Annotated in this window: 20 protein-coding genes; 13 read left to right on the top strand and 7 right to left on the bottom strand. The window is 63.4% G+C overall.

Annotated features, from left to right (window positions below):
* The first annotated feature begins 200 nt into the window (after positions 1 to 200).
* The 3 genes from pgsA to J2Y48_RS13285 are packed head-to-tail and all read left to right on the top strand — an operon-like array spanning position 201 to position 1,531.
* A complete protein-coding gene (gene pgsA, locus J2Y48_RS13295) occupies positions 201 to 782 on the top strand; it encodes a CDP-diacylglycerol--glycerol-3-phosphate 3-phosphatidyltransferase (protein ID WP_310418497.1) in 582 nt (193 codons plus the stop codon).
* Entirely contained in the window at positions 782 to 1,036 is a 255-nt protein-coding gene (gene moaD / locus J2Y48_RS13290) for a molybdopterin converting factor subunit 1 (protein ID WP_310418494.1), read from the top strand. Before pgsA ends, moaD begins: the two co-directional genes overlap by 1 nt.
* A 3-nt stretch (positions 1,037 to 1,039) precedes the next feature.
* Entirely contained in the window at positions 1,040 to 1,531 is a 492-nt protein-coding gene (locus J2Y48_RS13285; RefSeq protein ID WP_310418491.1) for a molybdenum cofactor biosynthesis protein MoaE, read from the top strand.
* A 35-nt stretch (positions 1,532 to 1,566) separates the two neighbouring features.
* Here the strand turns inward: J2Y48_RS13285 and J2Y48_RS13280 are convergent, their stop codons facing one another.
* Entirely contained in the window at positions 1,567 to 2,463 is an 897-nt protein-coding gene (locus tag J2Y48_RS13280) for a branched-chain amino acid ABC transporter permease (RefSeq protein ID WP_310418488.1), read from the bottom strand.
* A gap of 67 nt (positions 2,464 to 2,530) precedes the next feature.
* Between J2Y48_RS13280 and J2Y48_RS13275 the strand changes: the two genes are divergently transcribed.
* Positions 2,531 to 3,085: a CGNR zinc finger domain-containing protein gene (locus J2Y48_RS13275; protein ID WP_310418485.1), complete on the top strand. Its 555-nt coding sequence runs from the start codon at positions 2,531 to 2,533 to the stop codon at positions 3,083 to 3,085.
* Positions 3,082 to 3,615 carry a hypothetical protein gene (locus tag J2Y48_RS13270; protein WP_405030225.1) on the top strand — a complete coding sequence of 178 codons (534 nt, stop codon included), beginning with the start codon at positions 3,082 to 3,084 and terminating at the stop codon, positions 3,613 to 3,615. Before J2Y48_RS13275 ends, J2Y48_RS13270 begins: the two co-directional genes overlap by 4 nt.
* Here the strand turns inward: J2Y48_RS13270 and J2Y48_RS13265 are convergent.
* Complete coding sequence (locus tag J2Y48_RS13265; protein WP_310418483.1) at positions 3,612 to 5,051, bottom strand: PLP-dependent aminotransferase family protein; 1,440 nt, start codon at positions 5,049 to 5,051, stop codon at positions 3,612 to 3,614. The two genes, J2Y48_RS13270 and J2Y48_RS13265, sit on opposite strands and share 4 nt — an antisense overlap.
* Before the next feature lie 45 nt (positions 5,052 to 5,096).
* On the opposite strand from J2Y48_RS13265, the gene J2Y48_RS13260 reads away from it, so the two are divergent.
* Positions 5,097 to 5,834, top strand: coding sequence for a pyridoxamine 5'-phosphate oxidase family protein (locus tag J2Y48_RS13260; RefSeq protein ID WP_310418480.1), 738 nt, complete (start codon positions 5,097 to 5,099; stop codon positions 5,832 to 5,834).
* Positions 5,835 to 6,604: 770 nt separating this feature from the next.
* On the opposite strand, the gene ndk is transcribed toward J2Y48_RS13260, so the two are convergent.
* Both ndk and J2Y48_RS13250 read right to left on the bottom strand, forming a co-directional pair.
* Entirely contained in the window at positions 6,605 to 7,027 is a 423-nt protein-coding gene (ndk, locus tag J2Y48_RS13255) for a nucleoside-diphosphate kinase (protein WP_034803877.1), read from the bottom strand.
* 103 nt (positions 7,028 to 7,130) lie between these two features.
* Positions 7,131 to 7,820, bottom strand: coding sequence for a glutathione S-transferase family protein (locus J2Y48_RS13250; RefSeq protein ID WP_310418438.1), 690 nt, complete (start codon positions 7,818 to 7,820; stop codon positions 7,131 to 7,133).
* A 143-nt stretch (positions 7,821 to 7,963) separates the two neighbouring features.
* Here J2Y48_RS13250 and J2Y48_RS13245 point away from each other — a divergent pair, with 143 nt between their 5' ends.
* The 5 genes from J2Y48_RS13245 to J2Y48_RS13225 all read left to right on the top strand — a co-directional run bounded on the left by J2Y48_RS13245 (position 7,964) and on the right by J2Y48_RS13225 (position 13,679).
* Entirely contained in the window at positions 7,964 to 8,479 is a 516-nt protein-coding gene (locus J2Y48_RS13245) for a DinB family protein (RefSeq protein ID WP_310418435.1), read from the top strand.
* 143 nt (positions 8,480 to 8,622) lie between these two features.
* Positions 8,623 to 8,904, top strand: coding sequence for a hypothetical protein (locus J2Y48_RS13240; protein ID WP_310418432.1), 282 nt, complete (start codon positions 8,623 to 8,625; stop codon positions 8,902 to 8,904).
* Positions 8,905 to 9,118: 214 nt separating this feature from the next.
* On the top strand, positions 9,119 to 10,135 hold the full coding sequence (locus tag J2Y48_RS13235; RefSeq protein ID WP_310418428.1) for a GGDEF domain-containing protein: 1,017 nt from the start codon (positions 9,119 to 9,121) through the stop codon (positions 10,133 to 10,135).
* Between the two features lie 167 nt (positions 10,136 to 10,302).
* A complete protein-coding gene (locus J2Y48_RS13230; protein WP_310418426.1) occupies positions 10,303 to 12,192 on the top strand; it encodes an ABC-F family ATP-binding cassette domain-containing protein in 1,890 nt (629 codons plus the stop codon).
* Positions 12,193 to 12,572: 380 nt separating this feature from the next.
* Positions 12,573 to 13,679: a TRAP transporter substrate-binding protein gene (locus J2Y48_RS13225; protein ID WP_310418423.1), complete on the top strand. Its 1,107-nt coding sequence runs from the start codon at positions 12,573 to 12,575 to the stop codon at positions 13,677 to 13,679.
* Positions 13,680 to 13,809: 130 nt separating this feature from the next.
* Here the strand turns inward: J2Y48_RS13225 and J2Y48_RS13220 are convergent, their stop codons facing one another.
* The 3 genes from J2Y48_RS13220 to J2Y48_RS13210 all read right to left on the bottom strand — a co-directional run bounded on the left by J2Y48_RS13220 (position 13,810) and on the right by J2Y48_RS13210 (position 17,886).
* Complete coding sequence (locus J2Y48_RS13220; RefSeq protein WP_310418421.1) at positions 13,810 to 15,204, bottom strand: glycosyltransferase family 39 protein; 1,395 nt, start codon at positions 15,202 to 15,204, stop codon at positions 13,810 to 13,812.
* Positions 15,205 to 15,460: 256 nt separating this feature from the next.
* The gene (locus J2Y48_RS13215) at positions 15,461 to 17,314 is read right to left on the bottom strand and encodes a TRAP transporter large permease subunit (RefSeq protein WP_310418418.1); all 1,854 of its coding nucleotides are present in this window, start codon (positions 17,312 to 17,314) and stop codon (positions 15,461 to 15,463) included.
* A complete protein-coding gene (locus J2Y48_RS13210) occupies positions 17,311 to 17,886 on the bottom strand; it encodes a TRAP transporter small permease subunit (protein WP_310418415.1) in 576 nt (191 codons plus the stop codon). The genes J2Y48_RS13215 and J2Y48_RS13210 overlap by 4 nt, the downstream gene beginning before the upstream one ends.
* A 252-nt stretch (positions 17,887 to 18,138) precedes the next feature.
* On the opposite strand from J2Y48_RS13210, the gene J2Y48_RS13205 reads away from it, so the two are divergent.
* Together J2Y48_RS13205 and J2Y48_RS13200 are read left to right on the top strand one after the other, a co-directional pair.
* Complete coding sequence (locus J2Y48_RS13205; RefSeq protein WP_310418412.1) at positions 18,139 to 19,065, top strand: Gfo/Idh/MocA family oxidoreductase; 927 nt, start codon at positions 18,139 to 18,141, stop codon at positions 19,063 to 19,065.
* Between the two features lie 389 nt (positions 19,066 to 19,454).
* Positions 19,455 to 19,877 (top strand): TIGR02594 family protein, encoded by a 423-nt coding sequence (locus J2Y48_RS13200; protein WP_310418873.1) that lies wholly within the window; start codon positions 19,455 to 19,457, stop codon positions 19,875 to 19,877.
* The last annotated feature ends 36 nt before the right edge of the window (positions 19,878 to 19,913 follow it).

The following is a 19,913-nucleotide window of genomic DNA, read 5'->3' as shown; positions in this document are numbered from 1 at the left end:
TGAAAATCTTTCTTCAGGATTGTCCGTGCCGGTGCGGGCAAACCGCAACTGCCATCACCATGCGGCGAACCGTCCTATGTGCTTTTCATGGGCATCATCGGAATATTGCCTTGTTCCCGGCGAAAAGGTCTCGCAAATAGTTGACGGACCTGTCACAAAGCCCACAACTAAACGGAAACCCCGTCCGAGACTGTGAATCCATGGCCACCGCTTACAGCATCCCCAATCTCCTCACCTACGCTCGGATCCTCGCCGTTCCGTTGATCGTCCTGTGCTTTTTCGTAGAGGGGAGGCTGCAGTCTTCGGATTTCGCCCGGTGGTCGGCGTTCGGCCTGTTTGCGGCCGCCTCCATCACCGATTTCTTCGACGGCTATCTGGCGCGCATCTGGAAGCAGACCTCCAATATCGGCCGCATGCTCGATCCGATCGCAGACAAGCTGCTGGTCGCCTCGGTGCTACTTCTGATGGCAGCGGACGGGACGATTGCCGGCTGGACGATCTGGGCCGCGATCATCATTCTCTGCCGCGAGATCCTCGTCTCCGGCCTGCGCGAATACCTGGCAGAACTGAAGGTCAGCGTACCGGTCACCCGGATCGCGAAGTGGAAGACGACGATCCAGATGTTCGCCATCGGCTTCCTGCTGGCCGGCCCGGCCGGCGCCAAGTACTTGCCGTATACGACGGAGATCGGCATCGTGCTGCTCTGGATTGCAGCGGCGATCACCATGTATACTGGCTATGACTATTTCCGCGCCGGATTAAAGCATATCGTGGGCGAATGATGACCAAGCTTGTTTACTTTGCCTGGGTGCGCGAGCGGATCGGACGGGACGAAGAGGAGATCGACCTCCCCGGCCACGTCAGGACCGCAGGAGACCTGCTGAAGCACCTGAAGACACTCGGCGAGGAGTATCAAATCGCCCTCGAGCACGAGAACGTTATCCGCGTCGCTGTCAACCACGAGCACGTCGAGCATCAAGAATCGATCGCGGGCGCGCGCGAAATCGCCCTGTTCCCGCCGATGACCGGTGGCTGAACCATGACCGGCGCGGCCAACATTCCCGTTGCCGCCCAGCCCGTCGTCGTCCGGGTTCAGCGCGAGGATTTTGACCCCATGGTCGAGACGGCGGCCCTGACGGAAGGGCGCAGCCAGATCGGCGCGATCGTCACCTTCACCGGCCTGTGCCGCGACGAAGGCGGCAGTCTTTCCGCCCTCGAGCTCGAACACTATCCCGGGATGGCGGAGGCGGAGATCCGGCGCATCTGCAACGACGCCGTCGAGCGGTTCTCGCTGGAAGGCATCGCCGCCATCCACCGCGTCGGCCGGATCGCACCGGGCGAGAACATCGTCCTCGTCGTCGCCACCGCCCCGCATCGCCACGCTGCCTTTGATGGCGCCTCCTTCGTCATGGACTTCCTCAAGACCTCCGCTCCCTTCTGGAAGAAGGAGCATCGCGCCGACGGCAGCACGGGCGGATGGGTAGAGGCCAAGGATACGGACGATCGGGCCCGGGCGAAGTGGCAGGAATAGCTGAACCACCTTCGGTGAACCCGGCCTGCTAGCCGCTACGGTATCCCCTTCTCCCGCCGGAAGATCACCAGCAGCAGCACCAGCGCGGAATAGATGACGAAGTCGCGCCAGAGAAACGCGCCGTAGGCGTTCCAGATCGTCTCGGCGAGCCCGACGGCTGCACCACCGAGCGCCGACAGGATTGGCGTCGAATAGCCGCCGATCGCGGCAATGAACAGCACTTTGACGCCGAAGTTCAGGCCGGCGCCGAAATCCATATTGCCGTAATAGCTGGCGGCAAGGATGCCGGCGAGGCAGGCAATCAGGGCGGCAAGCGCGAAGGCGGCGAGGAAGACACCGCCTGAATCGACGCCGCAGAGTTCCGCCGCCTTGCGGTCGTCGCAGACGGCGCGCCAGCGCCGCCCCCACCGGGAGCGGGAAAGAAAGAGATGGCCCGCCAGAACGATCCCCGCCATCAGCGCGGCGTTCATTACCTGCAGAACGGTCAGCGTTACCGGAAAAGTAGGATCCCCCCACAGATCCAATGGTCGGTTCAGGAGCGGCGGAAGCCAGAGGTTGCGGGAGTTCGAGGCCAGCCGCGCCGTCTCCATCAGCACCAGCACGACACCGAGTGCGGCCACCACGACCGTGTTGTCCGAAGAGAAGGCGAGCGGACGCATGACGTATCGGCCGGACACCATGGCGGCCCCCATGCCGAAGACGACGGCCATGGCCGCACCCAGCGCAAGGGCTGCCGGAAGAACGAGCCATAGCCGGTTCCAGCCATAGTCGGCGAAGAGGATGAACATCTGCGCGGCGAAGGCGAAGATCGCCCCGAAGCTGACATCGGCGCGCCGCGTTACCGAAAAGGCGATCGCGTAGCCAAAGGCAAGCACCGCATAGAGCGCGGAGACTGGGACGGCATTGGCAAGTTGCTGCAGGAAATAAGCCATGGGCAGCCTCGCGGGTGACATTCGCATCATAACTGGTAAAATCAATTTTACCAGTTAGGGTGTTGGCATGACGTTTTCCTGGACCCCGCATCGTTTTGCCGGCGGCGCGCTGGCGTTGGACGTGGCGAACTCGGTCGTGCTGCGGTTCGATCCGGCACGGCGGATCGACCGCTATGCAGACGTCAAGGCGATCGACGCCTTTGCGGGCGCGGCAAACAACCTTTGCGCCGAACGTGAGCGGACCGGGCCACTCGTTTCGGTCGCACCGGAGCGCCGCGCAGCGTTTCTCGACCTACGCGAGGCGATCGACCTGCATTTTCGCGCCGAGGCGAGCGGCGAAGGCACGCCGACCCGGCTGGCAGAACTGCTGGAGGCGATCGCCGACACGCTGCGCCATTCGGGGAACCGTGCCGGCGCGCTCGACGCGGCCACCGCCCATTCCGCCCTGCGCCTGACCGTCAACGCGGCACCGGACCGGCTGAAGATCTGCCCCAATTGCGGCTGGCTCTTCCTCGACAAAAGCCGCAACCGCTCGCGGACCTGGTGCGACATGGCAATCTGCGGCAACCGCGCGAAGGCAAGCCGGCACTACTATCGTCATCGGGAGGAGGCCAATCCATGAAGACAGTCGTCCGTTTGGCCGCCTGCCTGCTCTTCGCCCTGCCACTGGCAATGACGCTCGCCGCCTGCCAACGCGAGATCGGCCCCGATCCGCTGCAACTGACCGGCAAGCTGTTCGTCTTCAACTACAGGCTCGCCTACGCGACCTACATGATCACGCTTAGCCGGACCGAACCCGTGCCAGACGGTTCGACTGTCACGGCCGAATTCGAGAATCCGGCCGGTGGCGAGCCGCTGGTGCTGACGCGCAAGCTCTTTCCGCAACTGGAGAAGGTGGTGCTGGAAAGCCCGGACATTACCTGCGTGAAGAAGGCCAGGCCCTATCGGGTGGTAATCCGTGTCAACGGGCCGGATGGGGCGGTGCTGCAAACCCTGGAGACGACGGTCACCTCCGATGCCGACCAGAGCATCCTTCCCGCCGAACCGCTTGTCATCGGCCCGGCATACGAGAAGAACCCGCGCGTGTTCAGAAACGGCAACGCGCCGGATCACTTCGAGACGGCGAAATGTCCGGTCGACCTCGGCCGCTAAATCTGGCGCCTTTCCAGCGCCGACCTGAGGGCATTGGCAGCCTTGAACAGCGCTTCCGGCGAGAAACCGGAGAAGCCGATCACGAGCCCCTGTCGCGGCGGCTGCGACACCGCCATGGCCGATAGGGCCCGCACCCCGAACCCGACCGAGCGCGCGACCTCGACAAGTTCGGTATCCCTGACGGACGGATCCAGCTCGACGAGCAGATGCAGCCCCTGTTCCGGAACGGTCATGGTGAGGCCGCGCGCACCCTCCAGCCCCGCGATGAGTGCGTCGCGCGCGGCCGTCATCTTCCGGCGGGCGCGGCGCAGGTGAGCGGCAAGATGACCTCCGCGAATGAGGTCCGTGAGCGCCGCTTCGGCGAGCGTGGAGGGAAAGCGGTCCGTCCGCGCGCGCAGGGCGATGACCTTTTTCATGACGTCATCGGGTAGCACGGCGTAGCCGATGCGCAGGCCGGGCAGCAGCACCTTTGAGAAGGTGCCGAGATAGACGACGCGACCGGAGGCATCGAGCCCCTGCATCGCCGTCAACGGCGGCCCGGCGTAGCGGAATTCGCTGTCGTAGTCGTCCTCGACGATCCAGGCATCGTTGCGCCTTGCCCACTCGATCAGCGCCAGCCGGCGGCGCATCGTCATCGCCACGCCGAGCGGGAACTGGTGCGACGGCGTGACATAGACGGCTCGGGCGCCCGGCATCAGTGCGGCGCCATGCTCCGGATCGAGCCCTTCCGCATCGACCGGCACCCCTTGAAGCCGGATACCGTTGCCCTCGAAGGCGGCACGCGCGCTCGGATAGCACGGATCCTCGATCCAGGCGCCGTCGCCCGGCTTCAGCATCGAGCGGACGAAGAGGTCGAGGCCCTGCTGCGTACCGGTAGTGACGACGATGTGCTCGGCATCGCAGCGCACGCCGCGCGCCGTCCGGAGATAGGCGGCGATCGTCTCGCGCAGCCCTGCCCCACCCCTGGGGTCGCCATAATGGAAATGCTCCGGCGTCGGTCGTGCCAGATGGCGCGACAGCAGTGTGCGGAAGATCTTCAGCGTGCGCTCGTCCGCCGTCGCCACGCCAAGTGTTCCGGGCAGCGGCATGGCCGCCTTTGCCGCGGGCGCGACCGGATGCGCGCTCGACCCGATCAGCGGCACGTCGTCGCTGACGAAGGTGCCGGCGCCGACACGCGCGGTCGCAAAGCCGTCGGCGACCAACCGCTCGAAGGCGGCGACCACCGAGATGCGGGACGTGCGCAAGCGCGCCGCCAAATCACGGGTCGGCGGCAGCTTGGCGCCGGGCGGCACCGTTCCCGCCTCGATTAGTCGCCGGATCGCTTCGTAGAGCGCCTGCGTGCGCGGCCCTTGCCCCGGCAGCACGGGAACCAGCGCCGACCAATCTGGAAGATTGGTCTTCTCTTTTATCGCAGGATTGGAGCTTATTCGAACCATTGACATGCGCCATGTAGACGTCAGATCAAAGGAAAGGCAAGGCCCATGTCCGCCGAACGGCAACTAGATCCGTCAACGAGCTACCCGGTCACGGACCGCAACAGAGTGAAGCGCCTGCACGAGCGGGCAAGCTACGATCGCGCGGCGGTACATGCCATCCTCGACGCCGCACTCCTCTGTCACGTCGCCTATGTGATCGACGGCCAGCCCTATTGCACGCCGACGCTGTTCTGGCGCGAAGGCGACCGGCTCTATTGGCATGGCTCGTCGGCAAGCCGGATGCTCCGGCACCTGAAAGCGGGCATGCCGGCTTGCCTGACCGTGTCGCACCTCGACGGCCTGGTTCTCGCCCGCTCCGGCTTCAACCACTCCGCCAACTACCGCGCGGCCATGTGCTTCGGGACTGCCCGGATCATCGACGACGCGGAAGAAAAGGCAGCTGCCATGCGCGCCGTCGTCGACCGCTTCTATCCCGACCGCTCCGCCGGGCTGCGGCCGATCACCACCCAGGAGGCGAAGGCGACGACCATCATCGGCATGGAGATCGAGCAGGCCTCGGCCAAGGTCCGAGCGAAAGGCGTGGGCGACGACGAGGCGGATTTCGCCCTGCCGATCTGGGCAGGCGTCATACCGGTCAAGACGGTTCTTGGCGAGGTCGAGCCCTGCCCGCGGCTGGTGCCCGGTGTCGCCGCGCCGCCGGAGGTTGACCTCTATGCACCGGGCAAGACGCTGGACCAGTGTCTTCTGGACGCGCAGCGGGAGTATGAAGAGGACCTCGCGTAGTGCCCACCATCCGTCATCCCGGCCCTGAGCCGGGATCCAGCAGTGCCGCAACGGCGGCGCGAATGACACCTTGTTCGCATGAGAACTGCTGACTGGATGCCGGATCAGGTCCGGTATGACGGGTGAGATGTTGACGACCAGAGCACTCCACTTTGCGTGGCCCCCTATGCCACGCCCTCCGTCAACCAAGCCGCGATCCGGGATCCAGCAGCGCCGCGTCCACGTCGCGAAGGATACCTTTTTCGCGCGAGAACTGCGCGCCTGGATGCTGGTTCAGATCCGGCGTGACACGCCCTCCGTCATCCCGGCCTTGAGCCGGGATCCAGCAGCGCCGCGTCCGCGGCGCGAAAGACACCTCTTTCGCGCGAGACTGCGCGCCTAGATGCCGGATCAAGTCCGGCATCACGGGTGGAAATGTTGACGCAGAGCGCTCCCACTTTTGCGTGGACGCCTATGCCACGCCCTCCATCATCCCGGCCTTGAGGCGGGGTCCAACAGCGCAGCGTCCGCGGCGCGAAAGACATCTCGCGCGAGAACTGCGCACTGGATGCCGGGTCAGGTCAGGCATGACGGCTGAGATATGGGCGACCAGCGCACTCCCCGTATTGCACGGACGCCTGTGCCACGCCTCCCGCTTTTGCGTGGACGCCTATGTCCCAGAAAGCAAATCGCCCGAAGCGCAGGCTTCGGGCGATTTGTCATTTGAGGTTTTTTGCGAGGCCGTCGCCAAGCCCGTTCAAGGACTTGCGATCAAGGCCTGCAAAATCGGATCAGCCGACGATCTCGGTGCCGGAGAACCAGTAGGCGATTTCTTCGGCGGCGGTCTCCGGGGCGTCGGAGCCGTGGACGGAGTTTTCGCCGATCGACAGGGCGTGAACCTTGCGGATGGTGCCTTCGTCGGCGTTGGCCGGGTTGGTGGCGCCCATGACTTCGCGGTTCTTGGCGATCGCGTTCTCACCTTCGAGGACCTGGACGATGGTCGGGCCGGAGGACATGAACTCGACGAGTTCGCCGAAGAACGGACGTTCCTTGTGGACGGCGTAGAAGCCTTCGGCTTCGCGGCGGCTCATCCAGACGCGCTTCGACGCTACGACGCGCAGGCCTGCGTCCTCGAGCATCTTGGTGATGGCGCCGGTCAGGTTGCGCTTGGTGGCGTCCGGCTTGATCATCGAAAAGGTGCGTTCAATCGCCATTCTCTCGTTTCCCTTGGTGTTCGTGAAAAGTGGCGGTTCATTACCCGCCAATGCCCCGGAAAACAAGAGGGGCGAGGCGAACGCGCCGCTCCGCATCGCAGTTTCATGCAGCTGTCACACGATGGCCGACGCCGCCGTGCAGGTCCAGACACCGGTTGAACCAGTCGGCGACCGGGTCGTCGCTTTCGAGCACCTTCGTGCCGGCGGTCGTGCGCAGCCATTGCAATGCACCGAAGACGATGTAGTCCGAAAAAAGCGGGCCTTCGCCGCCGATGAAGGGCTGCTTTTTCAGCATGTTGCGTAAAGGCTGGAACTTCTTGGCAAAGCCTTCGATCTCAATCTTACCCGCGGCGGCGATGTCCTCCAGGGAAGCACCGAGGCGCTCCTCGCGACTGCGCCGAAAATACTCCCGATCCGCAGGACCGAGCAGATTGTGGATGTCGAGGATGGCGATGCGGGTGACGGCCATGTGCAGCGTCGACTGCGTCCAGTTCTCTATGAAGCGGGCCATGGCCTTGCCGCCATCGCCGGCAAACAGCGACGGCCGGTCGGGATAGGCGTCGTCGAGATAGAGCGCGATATCGAAGCTGTCGCGCACCAGCCGCTCGCCGTCGCGAAGCAGCGGCAAGGTGGCTGTACCACCGTCCTCGATGGTCGGGATCTCGGTGAACGCAACCGGGATCGTCTCATAGTCGAGGCCCTTGTGCGCGAGCGACATCACGGTTTTCCAGACGTGCGGGGAAAACTGGCGCGTCCTGTCGGCGCCGCTGAGGGCATAGAGTTTACGTGTCATTGCTGCTCCCGCTTGAGTCGCGCGATTTGGACCAATTCGGAGGTCGCTATCAAATCAGAAAATTTCATGTGTCGCAGCACCGCCAATGACGCGACGGGATGATAGGCTGTCCGCCATCTCCAACGCACCCTCCGGAACCAGCCATGCTCAATCACTACAAGATGTTCGCCGCCTACAACGCCTGGGCAAACCGGATCCTCTATGCGGAGGCCGCTGCCCTGTCGCCTTCCGCCCTGCGCGAGAACAAGGGCGCCTTCTTCGGCTCCCTGCTCGGCACGCTGAATCACCTTCTCGCCGCCGACCGGATCTGGATGCGTCGCTTCACCGGTTCCGGTGCCGTCCCACCCCGTCTCGACGCCATTCTCTTCGAGGACATCGATGCCCTGCGGCAGGCGCGCATCGCCGAGGACCAGCGGATCATCGACTGGACCAACTCGCTCGACGAGAAACAGCTCGCCGAAACGATCAGCTACGTCACGGTGGCCAACCCAGTGCAGATCAGCCAGCCGCTTGGTCCGGCGCTTGCTCACTTCTTCAACCACCAGACCCATCATCGTGGACAATGCCACGCGATTGTGACCTCGCTCGGCCGGCCCAGTCTTGTGCTCGACCTGCTCTACTTCCTCCGCGCCGAAGGTGCCGAGTGGATGCATCGCTGAAGCCGTTTCCCTCGATGAACCGGGAGTGCTTTGACCCTGTTACCGCGGTGACAGGGTCATGCTCCGGCGGATGCAATAGTCCGGCCGTCGGGCAAGCCGCAGGGCGCCTTCAACTGATAGCCCGGCGAAACGAGGGAAAAGACATGGCAAGAACAACCGAGGAATGGAGTGCTCTTCTGGGCAGCACCCTGTCGAAGATGGCACTGGTCTATGGGACCGACACTCCCAATGCCTACCTGCCTGACGATTGTTACCCGGTCATCGAGAAGATGTTCGAGGCGGCCATGAAGCAGGCACGCGGCGAAGGCTATGCGGCGGCCGTTCGCGATTCCCAGTACGGCACGGCGCAGCCGAGGGATCGGGCCGGCGATGGCGTGATCCGACAGGTGATCCGCGCCGTTCCACTCGCTCGACGGTTCGCCTGATGCCGAGGCCGGCAACGACCGCCGGCACCGATCCACCTGTGCCGCCACGGCACGGCGGAGCGACCGGGATTCAACGGTTCTTAATGCTCGTCAGCTAGAGGTTGTGAACGACGGCCGGATCACGGCCGGTGTTCCAGGCGATCTGCCCAATAGCTGGTGACGTATGAACGCTAAGGTGAATGCATCGGAGACGCTTGCCCGGTCGGCGGCGGTAATGGCAAAGATCTCGCATCTGATGACGCGCCTCGAGATCCCCGCGATCCCGCGCAACTACACTTTGCTGCATGAGGCCATCACCGGCAACAATTCTGCGCTCGGACGCGAAATCACGGGCCTCGGCAAGGCTCCGCCGCAGGAGTCCCTCGACGCCATAGGCGTGCGCCACGGGCTGCCGGACCACAATTCGCTCGTCCTCGGCCATAGCGCAACCGACCTCATGCGCACCATCGAGGCGCTGACGGCAGAAGCCGAGACAGAACGGCAGAAACGGACCAATGCCCTAACCCAGGTCAATCACCTGCTCGGCAAGCTCAAGGCCGATCCGGTGATGGCCATGTCCGACTTTGCCGGCCAGGCGGATCTGCTCGTGACAGCCGTGGAAGCACTGATCGGCAGCGAGAGCGCCCATTGCCAGCGCCTTGACGCGCTGGTGGCACGCCTGGAAAACGTCGCCTCCGGCGCGGCCGCAAGCGAGACGGCGCTGCTGCACGACCCGGTCACCGGCCTTGCCAACCGCACCGCGCTGATGAACCGGCTGGTGGCCGCCTATGACGCCGAGGACGGCACGGGCAGTGCCCTCCTGCTCATGCGCGTTGACCGGCTGAAGACCCTTTCCGACAGCCATGCGGCCGGCGCCAGCGAGGAAGCGGTCAAGCAGATCGCGACCCTGTTCCGCAAGTCGATCAAGAAGCTGGATTTCGTGGCGCGCGTAGGCGGCGACGGCTTCGCCTTCCTGTTCGAAAAGGTCGATCGCGACAGCGTCTTCTCCATCGCCGAGCGGATCCGCAACCGGATCGAGGCGGAGGTGTTCCGGATATCCGGTCGGGAGTACCTTCCCGGAACGTTGTCGCTCACGATTGGCGCGGCCTTCACGGAGGATGCCCCCTCCTCCAACGAGCTTTATCGCCAGGCGATGCTGGCGCTGGATGCCGCCAACGAGAGCGGCACCTGCGTCTATTCGCTGGATCTCTCCGAACGGGCGGGACGCAACTACCGTCGGGGAACCGCCTGACGCGACGCACCACCTCTTGCACAGGGGCGATCCGGCACTCCGGCACCAAAGCTGCGAAACAGGTTCCGACATTCGGGACACATGCATTTCAGAATTTTGCTCTTCTGCATGTCTTTGTCCCGAAACCGGTTCCCACTTTCGCAAGACATGCATTATAGACGCCGGTCATGATCACGATTTCCGGCCTTTCCGCCCGTATTGCCGGGCGCCTGCTTCTCGACAATGCCTCCGTTTCGCTGCCAGCCGGCACCAAGGCGGGTCTCGTCGGCCGCAACGGCGCCGGCAAGTCCACGCTTTTTCGCGTCATCACCGGCGACCATGCCTCGGAGGCGGGGACCGTTTCGCTGCCGAAGAATGCGCGGATCGGCCAGGTCGCTCAGGAGGCGCCAGGCACCGACGAGCCATTGATCGAGATCGTGCTTGCGGCCGACAAGGAGCGCGCGAGCCTTCTGAAGGAGGCGGAGACGGCAACCGACCCGCACCGGATCGCCGAGATCCAGACGCGGCTTGCCGATATAGGCGCACATGCGGCCGAGGCGCGGGCGGCCAGCATCCTGGCCGGGCTTGGCTTCGATCATGAGGCGCAGAAGCGGCCGGCGAAAAGCTTTTCCGGTGGCTGGCGGATGCGGGTGGCGCTCGCGGCGGTGCTGTTTGCAGAACCCGACCTGCTGCTTCTCGACGAGCCGACCAACTATCTCGACCTCGAAGGCACGCTGTGGCTCGAGGACTATGTGCGGCGCTACCCGCATACCGTCCTCATCATCAGCCACGACCGCGACCTCTTGAACACCGCGGTCAATGCGATCGTTCATCTCGACCAGAAGAAGCTGAACTTCTACCGCGGCGGCTACGACCAGTTCGAGCGGCAGAAGGCGGAGGCCGACGAACTGCAGATGAAGGCCAAGGCCAAGAACGAGGCCGCGCGCAAACACCTGCAGAGCTTCATCGATCGCTTCAAGGCCAAGGCGACGAAGGCGCGCCAGGCGCAGAGCCGCGTCAAGGCGCTGGAGCGCATGGGCACCGTCGCCGCCGTAATCGAGGAGCACGTCCAGGGATTCACGTTCCCCGAACCGGAGAAACAACCTGCCTCGCCGATCATCGCCATCAGCGGCGGGGCGGTCGGCTATCAACCGGGCGAGCCGATCCTGAAGCGAATGAACCTGCGCATCGACACCGACGACCGCATCGCGCTGCTGGGATCGAACGGCAACGGCAAATCGACCTTCGCCAAGTTCATCTCGGGCAAGCTGGCAGCCGAAAGCGGCGAAGTGAAAACCGCGCCCGGCCTGAAGATCGGCTTCTTCGCCCAGCACCAGTTGGACGACCTTGTTCCGAACCAGAGCGCGGTCGAACACGTGCGCCGGCTGATGCCGGACACGCTTGAGGCGAAGGTGCGCTCGCGCGTGGCCCAGATGGGGCTTGCGACCGAGAAGATGGATACGCCCGCCAAGGACCTTTCCGGCGGCGAGAAGGCGCGGCTCCTGATGGGGCTTGCGGCCTTCGACGCGCCGAACCTTTTGATCCTCGACGAGCCGACGAACCACCTCGACATCGACAGCCGCCGCGCACTGATCGAGGCGCTGAACGACTATCCCGGCGCCGTCATCCTGATTTCGCACGACCGCCACCTGATCGAGGCGACCGTCGACCGGCTGTGGCTGGTGAAGGACGGGACGGTGACGAATTTCGACGGCGACCTCGATGAATACCGCACGCAGATCGTCGGCGGGCCGAAGCCGAAGGAAGAAAAAGCGCGGCCGGTCCTCACCGACGAAGGGCTTTCCAAGGCCGACCAGCGCAAGGCGAACGCCGACCGACGCGCCTCGCTCGCGCCGCTGAAGAAAAAGATCAACGATGTCGAGTCGCTAACGGCGAAGCTTGAAAAACTGATTCAGGCGCTTGATAGCGAACTTGCGGATCCGACGCTCTACGAGAAGAACCCCGCCAAGGCGGCGATGAAGGCGAAGGACCGCTCCGATGCGGCCGGCAGGCTGGCCGCTGCCGAAGAAGAATGGCTGCTGCTGTCCTCCAAATACGAAGAGGCGATGGTGGGCTGAAGCACATCGCCTGAATTGGATTGCAGCGCGCTTCATCGATGCACGCCGCTCACGACCAGCGCAGTTGCCGACGCCGCCCGCTAACCGTCATGCCGGCCGTGCGCGGCGCGGACAACGTGCATTGGAACGGCTGCAACTGCAACATGGGTAGACTGCGGCGATCGCTGCAGGTGAGCAACAAACATGGCTGGCCGCGCCGACACGACTCCGAGCCTGCCGCAATCCGAGCGAAAGGCACAGACGCATCCCTAAGACGAAAGTCGCATCGCTTCGTTGCGTGCCGTTTCAGCCCTGCGCTTGAATCGCTGTTGCCGGCATGTTTAGTTTCACCGTGATCAAAACAGCGGACCCGCCGGTCCGCTTCCTGTGGGAGGATAGGAATGGATCGTCGCTCGTTCATGAAGAAGGCCGGGGTTGCCGGCGCGGGGGCTGCGGCTTCCGCCGTACTGGCCGCACCGGCGCTCGCCCAGAGCAACCCGAAGATCAACTGGCGGATGGCCTCGTCGTTCCCGAAGTCGCTCGACACGATCTATGGCGGCGGCGAAACGCTGGCGAAGTATCTTTCCGAAGCGACCGACGGCAACTTCCAGATCCAGGTTTTTGCTGCGGGCGAAATCGTGCCCGGCCTGCAGGCGGCGGATGCTGCCGCTGCCGGCACGGTCGAGGCCTGCCACACAGTTGGCTACTACTACTGGGGCAAGGACCCGGTCTGGGCGCTCGGCTCGGCGGTCCCCTTCGCGCTGAACGCGCGCGGCATGAACGCCTGGCAATACCACGGCGGCGGCATCGAACTCTATAACGAGTTCCTCGCCACGCAGGGGCTGGTCGGCCTGCCGGCCGGCAACACCGGCGTGCAGATGGGCGGCTGGTTCCGCAAGGAAATCAAGACCGTCGCCGACCTGCAGGGTCTGAAGATGCGCATCGGCGGCTTCGCTGGCAAGATCGTTGAGCGCCTCGGCGTCGTGCCGCAGCAGATCGCCGGCGGCGACATCTACCCGGCGCTGGAGAAGGGCACGATCGACGCGGCCGAATGGACGACGCCCTATGACGACGAGAAGCTCGGCTTCTACAAGGTCGCGCCCTATTACTACTATCCCGGCTTCTGGGAGGGCGGCCCGACCGTGCACGCCATGTTCAACAAGGCGGCCTTCGAAAGCCTGCCGGCGAACTACCAGTCGCTGCTGCGCACCGCCTGCCAGGCAACCGACGCGAACATGCTGCAGAAGTACGACTGGCTGAACCCGCCGGCGATCAAGCGCCTCGTCGCCGCCGGCGCGAAGCTCGCACCGTTCAGCCAGGAAATCCTTTCGGCCTGCTTCGACAAATCCGACGAAGTTTATGCCGAAATGGAGGCCGAAAACCCGACCTTCAAGAAGATCTGGGAATCGATCAAGGCGTTCCGCGGCGAGTACTACCTCAATGCGCAGATCGCCGAGTACAACTACGACACCTTCATGATGATCCAGCAGCGGAGCGAAAAGCTCTAAGCGGTTCGGTCATCGAACGAACAGAACCCCGGACATCGCTCCGGGGTTTTTTTTGAGGACAACCCAGGTCGGATGTCCATGGCCGGTGGCCGCGGCCGAAGTGTCGCCGCCCAGTCGAAGCTGCGCCTTTCTAGGGCGCATCATTTCTGCTGTACACGCCCATCCTCCGGCCGCGGTAGGGACCGTCCAGGATCTGCCGGTAGCCAGCGACCTTTTGGGGGTCCCGGTAGATGATGGCGGCAAACCCATCCGGGTGCTTCGAAAACCACGCATCGAGATCTTGCAGAAGCACATCCTCGACGGGCTTTTCGAGCCTCGCGAGAAAACCGAACTCGCCGTGGTAATTGTTCACGAACGCCCAGTCCCTGTCCTTGTTCGCCTGAACGAAGGCTGCAGTCGGCACCAGGTCGTAGCGATGCAGGAACGTCATAGAGGCAATGGCCTGCCCTGTCACGAACAGGCCGACCATGACCGCGACCATCCGGGCCAACTGCTGCGTCGAGACCGCCCCAAGGCAAAGCGTCGTGATCAGCACGGCGCCCGGAATGAGCGGCATGAGGTAGTGCGGCTGCTTGTTGCTGAACAGGCAGAAACCGAGGAAAGTCGGCGCCAGCCAACACATCAGGAAGCGCGTTCCCTCGGTCTCCAGAAGATGATGGCGAAGCTTGGCCGCTCCCCTCCAGAAACCGGGTACGAAAATCCACGGGACGAAAATCGCCGGCAGGAGCAGCAGATAGAAATAGAACGGCGCGAGATGGTCCTCGACGCTGCCGGTCACGCGGCCGGCCGTCTGCTTCCACAACAGCCAATAGGCAAAATCCGCGTCACTCTGACTCAGGACGGGGATCAGCCAGACAAGCACGATGGTAAGCGAGATCAGGCCCGCGAGTGCGTTCCCCGCATACCAGGTGACGATGTTGCCGATGTTCTTGGCCCAGTAAGGCGCAAGCAGAATGGGGAAAGAGATGCAGAACGGCGCGAACGGCCCCTTTGCAAGCCCACCCAGGCCCAGCGAGACGCCGATCAGCAAAATGGTACGCCAGCTTCTTTGCCGGGAGTGAAGCACCACACCGATCAATGACAGCAATACGAAAACGGTCAGTGTGATGTCGAACATGACAATGGTGCCGTAGGTGAGAAACGGCACACCGGCGACCATGACCAGCTTGGTGCGATTGCTGTCTGCCAGCGCCTGCGGAAAAAGCAGACGACCAAGCACGCCGGTGAGATAGACGCTTGCAAGCGCCGACAGGACGACCGGTATGGTTGCCGCCCAGCGGCTGATGCCCAGGGTGGCCCAGGACAAGTTGATCAGCCAGAACAACAGGGGTGGCTTGTGATGGTAGGGCTCGAAGTTCAGCGTCAGCGGCTTGAACCAGCCACTTCGCAGATACATCTCCCACGCGACGCTTACATATCGTGTCTCGTCGACCGGCAGCAGCGGCCGGAAGGCGACCGCCGCCAAATACAGGATCGCGACCGTTGCCGGGAGCCAAAGTAGCCTCGTCTGCGCAGTAACCTTCATCATACGATCTCGCTCGATCTGCGGAACGTCCGGCCGGGACGCATTCATGCGGCAGTTAGACAGATGCGACTCTACTGACAGAGACCTGAACACTCATGACTATTGACGACGCTTTGACAAGGAAAGCCCCTGCCGACGTCGTTATACTTGACCGCCGATCGCCAACGAAGTCGGCGCGGCAGCAGCACGCACAACCCCATAGGCCGCGGCTCCGAAAAGCGATCGGGCGGCCTTCGCAGGCCGCCCGATGCTGGCATCAATTGAACGATGGTGGCTGGCTGAGGTCGTTCGCCGGCGGCTTCGGCGGCTGGCCGGCGCCGTTCTGGTTGAACGACGGCGGCTGGCTCAGGTCATTCGCCGGTGGCTGTTGCGGCTGGCCTGTCCCGACGCCACCCGCCGGCGGCTGATCGAGCGGACTGCCGCCGGGAAGCTGCAGGCCGCCGGGCAAACCGAGTCCGCCGCCGTTGTCGGGCAACCCTAGGCCGCCCCCCTGCCCGCCGAAGCCGGGCACTTCGATCTTGATCGTCGAGGGATCGACGGTTGCGGCGTCGCCCTTGTAGTGCATGACCATCTGCGGAAACAGGATGGTCAGCGCCACCATCACGACCTGGATGCCGACGAACGGCACCGCACCCCAGTAGATCTGCCCCGTCGTGACGGGAGCGATCTTCTTGCCGGTGATCTTGTCGATATAGGGTACCTTGGCGGCCACCGAGCGCAGGAAGAACAGCGCAAAGCCGAAAGGCGGATGCATGAAGCTCGTCTGCATGTTGACGCCCAGCAGGACGCCGAACCAGATCAGATCGATGCCAAGCTTCTCAGCCGCCGGCGCCAAGAGCGGCACGACGATGAAGGCGAGCTCGAAGAAATCGAGGAAGAACGCCAGGAAGAAGACCAGGATGTTCACCGCGATCAGGAAGCCCGTTTCCCCGCCGGGCATCGAGACGAGCAGATGCTCGACCCAGAGGTGGCCGTTGACGCCGTAGAAGGTCAGCGAAAACACACGCGCACCGATCAGGATGAACAGCACGAAGGCGGAGAGCCTGGTCGTCGAGGTGAGCGCCGAGCGGACGACCTCCAGGTTCAGCCGGCCCTTGGCCGCCGCCAGGAACAGCGCGCCGACAGCGCCCATCGCGCCGCCTTCCGTCGGCGTGGCGATGCCGAGGAAGATCGTGCCGAGCACAAGGAAGATCAGCGCCAGCGGCGGGATCAGCACGATGACGACCTGCTGGGCCAGCCGCGACATCGCGTTGACCTTCAGGTTCCTGTCGAGCAGCGCGACGATGTAGATGAAGATGACGCCGACCGTACCGCCGAGGATGTCGGCATTCTCGCCGTGGGTCGGATAGAGATAGACGTGGGCACCATAGGCGATGCCGGCGGCGACGACGAGCGCGACCGCAAGCGAGGTTACGCCGGAGCCGAGCGTGCGGGCCTCGAGCGGCAGCGCCGGCATCGAGTTCGGCCGGACGACCGACATGAGCATGATGTAGGCGGCGTAGAGCCCCGTCAGCACGAGGCCCGGGATCAGCGCGCCGGCATACATGTCGCCGACGGAGCGGCCGAGCTGGTCCGCGAGAACGATCAGGACGAGTGACGGCGGGATGATCTGCGCCAGCGTTCCCGACGCGGCGATAACGCCGGAGGCAAGGCTGCGATCATAGCCGTAGCGCAGCATGATCGGCAGCGAGATCAGGCCCATGGCGATGACCGAGGCGGCGACGACGCCGGTGGTGGCTGCAAGCAGCGCCCCGACGAAAATCACCGCATAGGCCAGACCGCCGCGAATCGGGCCGAAGAGTTGGCCGATCGTGTCGAGCAGGTCCTCCGCCATCCCGGACTTCTCCAGCACGATCCCCATGAACGTGAAGAATGGGATGGCAAGCAAGGTCTCGTTCGACATCACGCCCCAGAAGCGGTCAGGCAGCGCGTTGAGCAGCGGCCAGGAGAGGTTGATCGAATCCGACAGCGGCGCCAGCTCGACACCGATGATGAAGAAAAGCAGGCCGTTTGCGGCGAGCGAGAAGGCGACCGGGTATCCCAAAAGCAGGAACACGATCAGCGACATGAACATGATCGGCGCAAGGTTTTCCGCGATGAACTCGATCATGCACGCGCCTCCTCGGAGCCTTCCTCATCGAGGGCCTGGTGGCTCGGCACATAGGGGGTCGGATCATCCATGTCGCCGCGGATGATGGCGATCTTCTTGATGATCTCCGAGATCCCTTGCGCGCCGAGCAGCAGGAAGCCGGCAAGCAGGATGCCCTTGGCGGGCCAAAGGATCAGGCCGCCGGCGCTCGAGGACACTTCGCCCGACTGGTAGGACCTCGCGGCGTAGGGAATGAAATAGTAGATCATCAAGAGCACGAACGGCATCAGGAAGAAGCAATGACCAAACAGGTCGATCCAGTGCTGCGTCTTTCTGGAAAACTTGCTGTAGACCACGTCGATGCGGATGTGCTCGTTCTGCGCCAGCGTGTAGGCGGCCGCGAGCATGAAGGCGCCGCCGAAAAGATACCATTGCGCCTCGAGCCAGGCGTTGGACGAAACGTTGAAAACCTTTCGGACAACGGCATTGCCGGCGCTGACGAGTACGGCGAGAAGGATCAGCCAGGACACCGCCTTTCCGATCTTTTCGGTAATCAAGTCGATTAATCGGCTTAGCCCAAGCAATCCTCGCATCGTTCCCCCCGCATTGGTGAAATTATTGGTATCCTGCCATGCGCAGCCAGAGTGCGCATTTCAGGCCCGGTTTCAAGCGCTGGCTCCTCGGTTTTCCCGGCCGGCTCGCTGACATTAGACGAAAGGCGGAGAGATCGGCGGCGCTGCTGCGTCCCGACGCGTGAGGCAGCCGTTACAGCCGAACCGCCTTGCCGGCGTGCCGCATTCTGCTACAACAGCTCGTCAATCATCATACAAATCGAGCAAAACCCCATGTCCCCGATCCATCTCGCCCTCGTCGGCGTCGGCAAGATCGCCCGCGACCAGCACCTGCCCTCGATCGAAAAGAACCCTGATTTCAAGCTGGTCGCCGCCGCCAGCCGACACGGCACCGTGGACGGAATTACCAACTTCAAGTCCATCGAAGAGATGCTTGCCGCCGTGCCGGAGATCGAAGCGGTGTCGCTGTGCATGCCCCCGCAGTATCGCTATCAGGCCGCCCACACGGCGCTTTCCGCCGGCAAGCACGTCTTCCTCGAAAAGCCGCCGGGGGCGACCTTGAGCGAGGTCGAGGACTTGCAAGCGCTGGCGGCCTCTCGGGGCTTGTCGCTGTTCGCCAGCTGGCATTCACGCTATGCGCCGGCTGTCGAATCCGCGAAAGACTTTCTCGCTTCGACCACAATCGGCTCCATGAGGGTAATCTGGAAGGAGGACGTGCGCCACTGGCATCCGAACCAGGAATGGATCTGGCAGGCCGGCGGGCTCGGCGTGTTCGATCCCGGCATCAATGCGCTATCGATCGTCACCCACATCCTGCCGCGGCCGGTCTTCATCACGAAGGCGACGCTGGAATTTCCGGAGAACCGTGACGCGCCGATCGCCGCCGACATCACCTTCACCGACGCCCAAGGTCTCGATCTGTCGGCCGAATTCGACTGGCGCCAAACCGGCAAGCAGAGCTGGGACATCATCGCCGAGACCGATGCCGGCCGGATGGTGCTTTCGGAGGGCGGAGCAAGAATGTCGGTCGACGGCGTGCTGAAACACGAGGAGCCGGAGCAGGAATATCCAATGCTCTACAGGCGCTTTGCCGAGATCATCCGGGCCGGCCGGTCGGACGTCGATATCGCCCCGCTGCGCCACGTCGCCGACGCCTTCATGCTGGGGCGGCGCAAATTCGTGGATGCCTTCTACGACTGACGACGCCAAGCACAGCGGACTGGCTATGGAGTTCGGCAGACAGCGCCGGCTCCCACATGCGTCGCAACGTCCGGCAACTGAACCGTTTACAGGCGGCTCTAACCGCTGTCGTTCAGCGCGACCTCCACGCGCCGTCCTCGATCGCCCGCTCAAGCGACGGGCGGCGCCAACTCCGGCATCACCGATCCATGCGACAGCAAAGCGACGAACAGCCGACTGATCGGGATCGGGATCGGCATCAGGGTACATTCCTCCTGCGCGCCAGTTTTTTGCATGATTCGCACAAATATCCGGCACAATTTGTCCCGATTTACGCCCTGATTGGCACGTAGTTTCCTGTCGCCCGGTGGGGGATCATTACAGAGATCCAAACATTGGTGAGAAACAAGATGAGGGTTATTCTAGCCATCATTGCCACGCTTCTTGCCGCGCCCACCCAGGCTGACATGCTCAGCACGGCCACAAAATTCAACAACATGCACGAACGCTCCATAACCTTTCTCGAGGTCAACGCCCGAAAGATTGCCTGGTGCGGAGCATTTCTTGCCTACGTCGCGAAACGGTCTTTTCGCCAGCCGCCGACGAACCCGAACATGGCCGAGTCCTGGAAAAGCTTCGGCAGACCTGTCGCTTATCGTTTCGCACGGCCGGGAGATGTCGTGGTTATTCGGGCCGGCAAGCGCTTCCATGTCAGCCTGTTCCATCACTTCGACAACAAGCGCACTTATGTCTACCTGTTCGGTGGCAATCAGTCCGACCGGGTGCAGTTGTCGAGATACCGCATCAGTTCGATCGTCGCGGTTCGGAGATAACGGGTCGACAGTGCCGGGCGCACGCCGGTTCGATCC

This window comes from Mycoplana sp. BE70 (assembly GCF_031455855.1).
Lineage (GTDB): Bacteria > Pseudomonadota > Alphaproteobacteria > Rhizobiales > Rhizobiaceae > Mycoplana.
The sequence above is the reverse complement of the archived record's forward strand: the minus strand, read 5'-3'. Positions and strand labels throughout refer to the sequence as shown.

Excerpts from the sequence above, each read along its gene's own strand:
- J2Y48_RS13250 (WP_310418438.1), bottom strand. The coding sequence starts at position 7,820 with ATGACACGTAAACTCTATGCCCTCAGCGGCGCCGACAGGACGCGCCAG.
- J2Y48_RS13225 (WP_310418423.1), top strand. The coding sequence starts at position 12,573 with ATGGATCGTCGCTCGTTCATGAAGAAGGCCGGGGTTGCCGGCGCGGGG.
- J2Y48_RS13220 (WP_310418421.1), bottom strand. The coding sequence starts at position 15,204 with ATGAAGGTTACTGCGCAGACGAGGCTACTTTGGCTCCCGGCAACGGTC.
- J2Y48_RS13240 (WP_310418432.1), top strand. The coding sequence starts at position 8,623 with ATGGCAAGAACAACCGAGGAATGGAGTGCTCTTCTGGGCAGCACCCTG.
- J2Y48_RS13245 (WP_310418435.1), top strand. The coding sequence starts at position 7,964 with ATGCTCAATCACTACAAGATGTTCGCCGCCTACAACGCCTGGGCAAAC.
- J2Y48_RS13215 (WP_310418418.1), bottom strand. The coding sequence starts at position 17,314 with ATGATCGAGTTCATCGCGGAAAACCTTGCGCCGATCATGTTCATGTCG.
- pgsA (WP_310418497.1), top strand. The coding sequence starts at position 201 with ATGGCCACCGCTTACAGCATCCCCAATCTCCTCACCTACGCTCGGATC.
- J2Y48_RS13275 (WP_310418485.1), top strand. The coding sequence starts at position 2,531 with ATGACGTTTTCCTGGACCCCGCATCGTTTTGCCGGCGGCGCGCTGGCG.
- ndk (WP_034803877.1), bottom strand. The coding sequence starts at position 7,027 with ATGGCGATTGAACGCACCTTTTCGATGATCAAGCCGGACGCCACCAAG.
- J2Y48_RS13270 (WP_405030225.1), top strand. The coding sequence starts at position 3,082 with ATGAAGACAGTCGTCCGTTTGGCCGCCTGCCTGCTCTTCGCCCTGCCA.
- moaD (WP_310418494.1), top strand. The coding sequence starts at position 782 with ATGACCAAGCTTGTTTACTTTGCCTGGGTGCGCGAGCGGATCGGACGG.
- J2Y48_RS13230 (WP_310418426.1), top strand. The coding sequence starts at position 10,303 with ATGATCACGATTTCCGGCCTTTCCGCCCGTATTGCCGGGCGCCTGCTT.
- J2Y48_RS13205 (WP_310418412.1), top strand. The coding sequence starts at position 18,139 with ATGTCCCCGATCCATCTCGCCCTCGTCGGCGTCGGCAAGATCGCCCGC.
- J2Y48_RS13285 (WP_310418491.1), top strand. The coding sequence starts at position 1,040 with ATGACCGGCGCGGCCAACATTCCCGTTGCCGCCCAGCCCGTCGTCGTC.
- J2Y48_RS13280 (WP_310418488.1), bottom strand. The coding sequence starts at position 2,463 with ATGGCTTATTTCCTGCAGCAACTTGCCAATGCCGTCCCAGTCTCCGCG.
- J2Y48_RS13210 (WP_310418415.1), bottom strand. The coding sequence starts at position 17,886 with ATGCGAGGATTGCTTGGGCTAAGCCGATTAATCGACTTGATTACCGAA.
- J2Y48_RS13265 (WP_310418483.1), bottom strand. The coding sequence starts at position 5,051 with ATGGTTCGAATAAGCTCCAATCCTGCGATAAAAGAGAAGACCAATCTT.
- J2Y48_RS13260 (WP_310418480.1), top strand. The coding sequence starts at position 5,097 with ATGTCCGCCGAACGGCAACTAGATCCGTCAACGAGCTACCCGGTCACG.
- J2Y48_RS13200 (WP_310418873.1), top strand. The coding sequence starts at position 19,455 with ATGAGGGTTATTCTAGCCATCATTGCCACGCTTCTTGCCGCGCCCACC.
- J2Y48_RS13235 (WP_310418428.1), top strand. The coding sequence starts at position 9,119 with ATGGCAAAGATCTCGCATCTGATGACGCGCCTCGAGATCCCCGCGATC.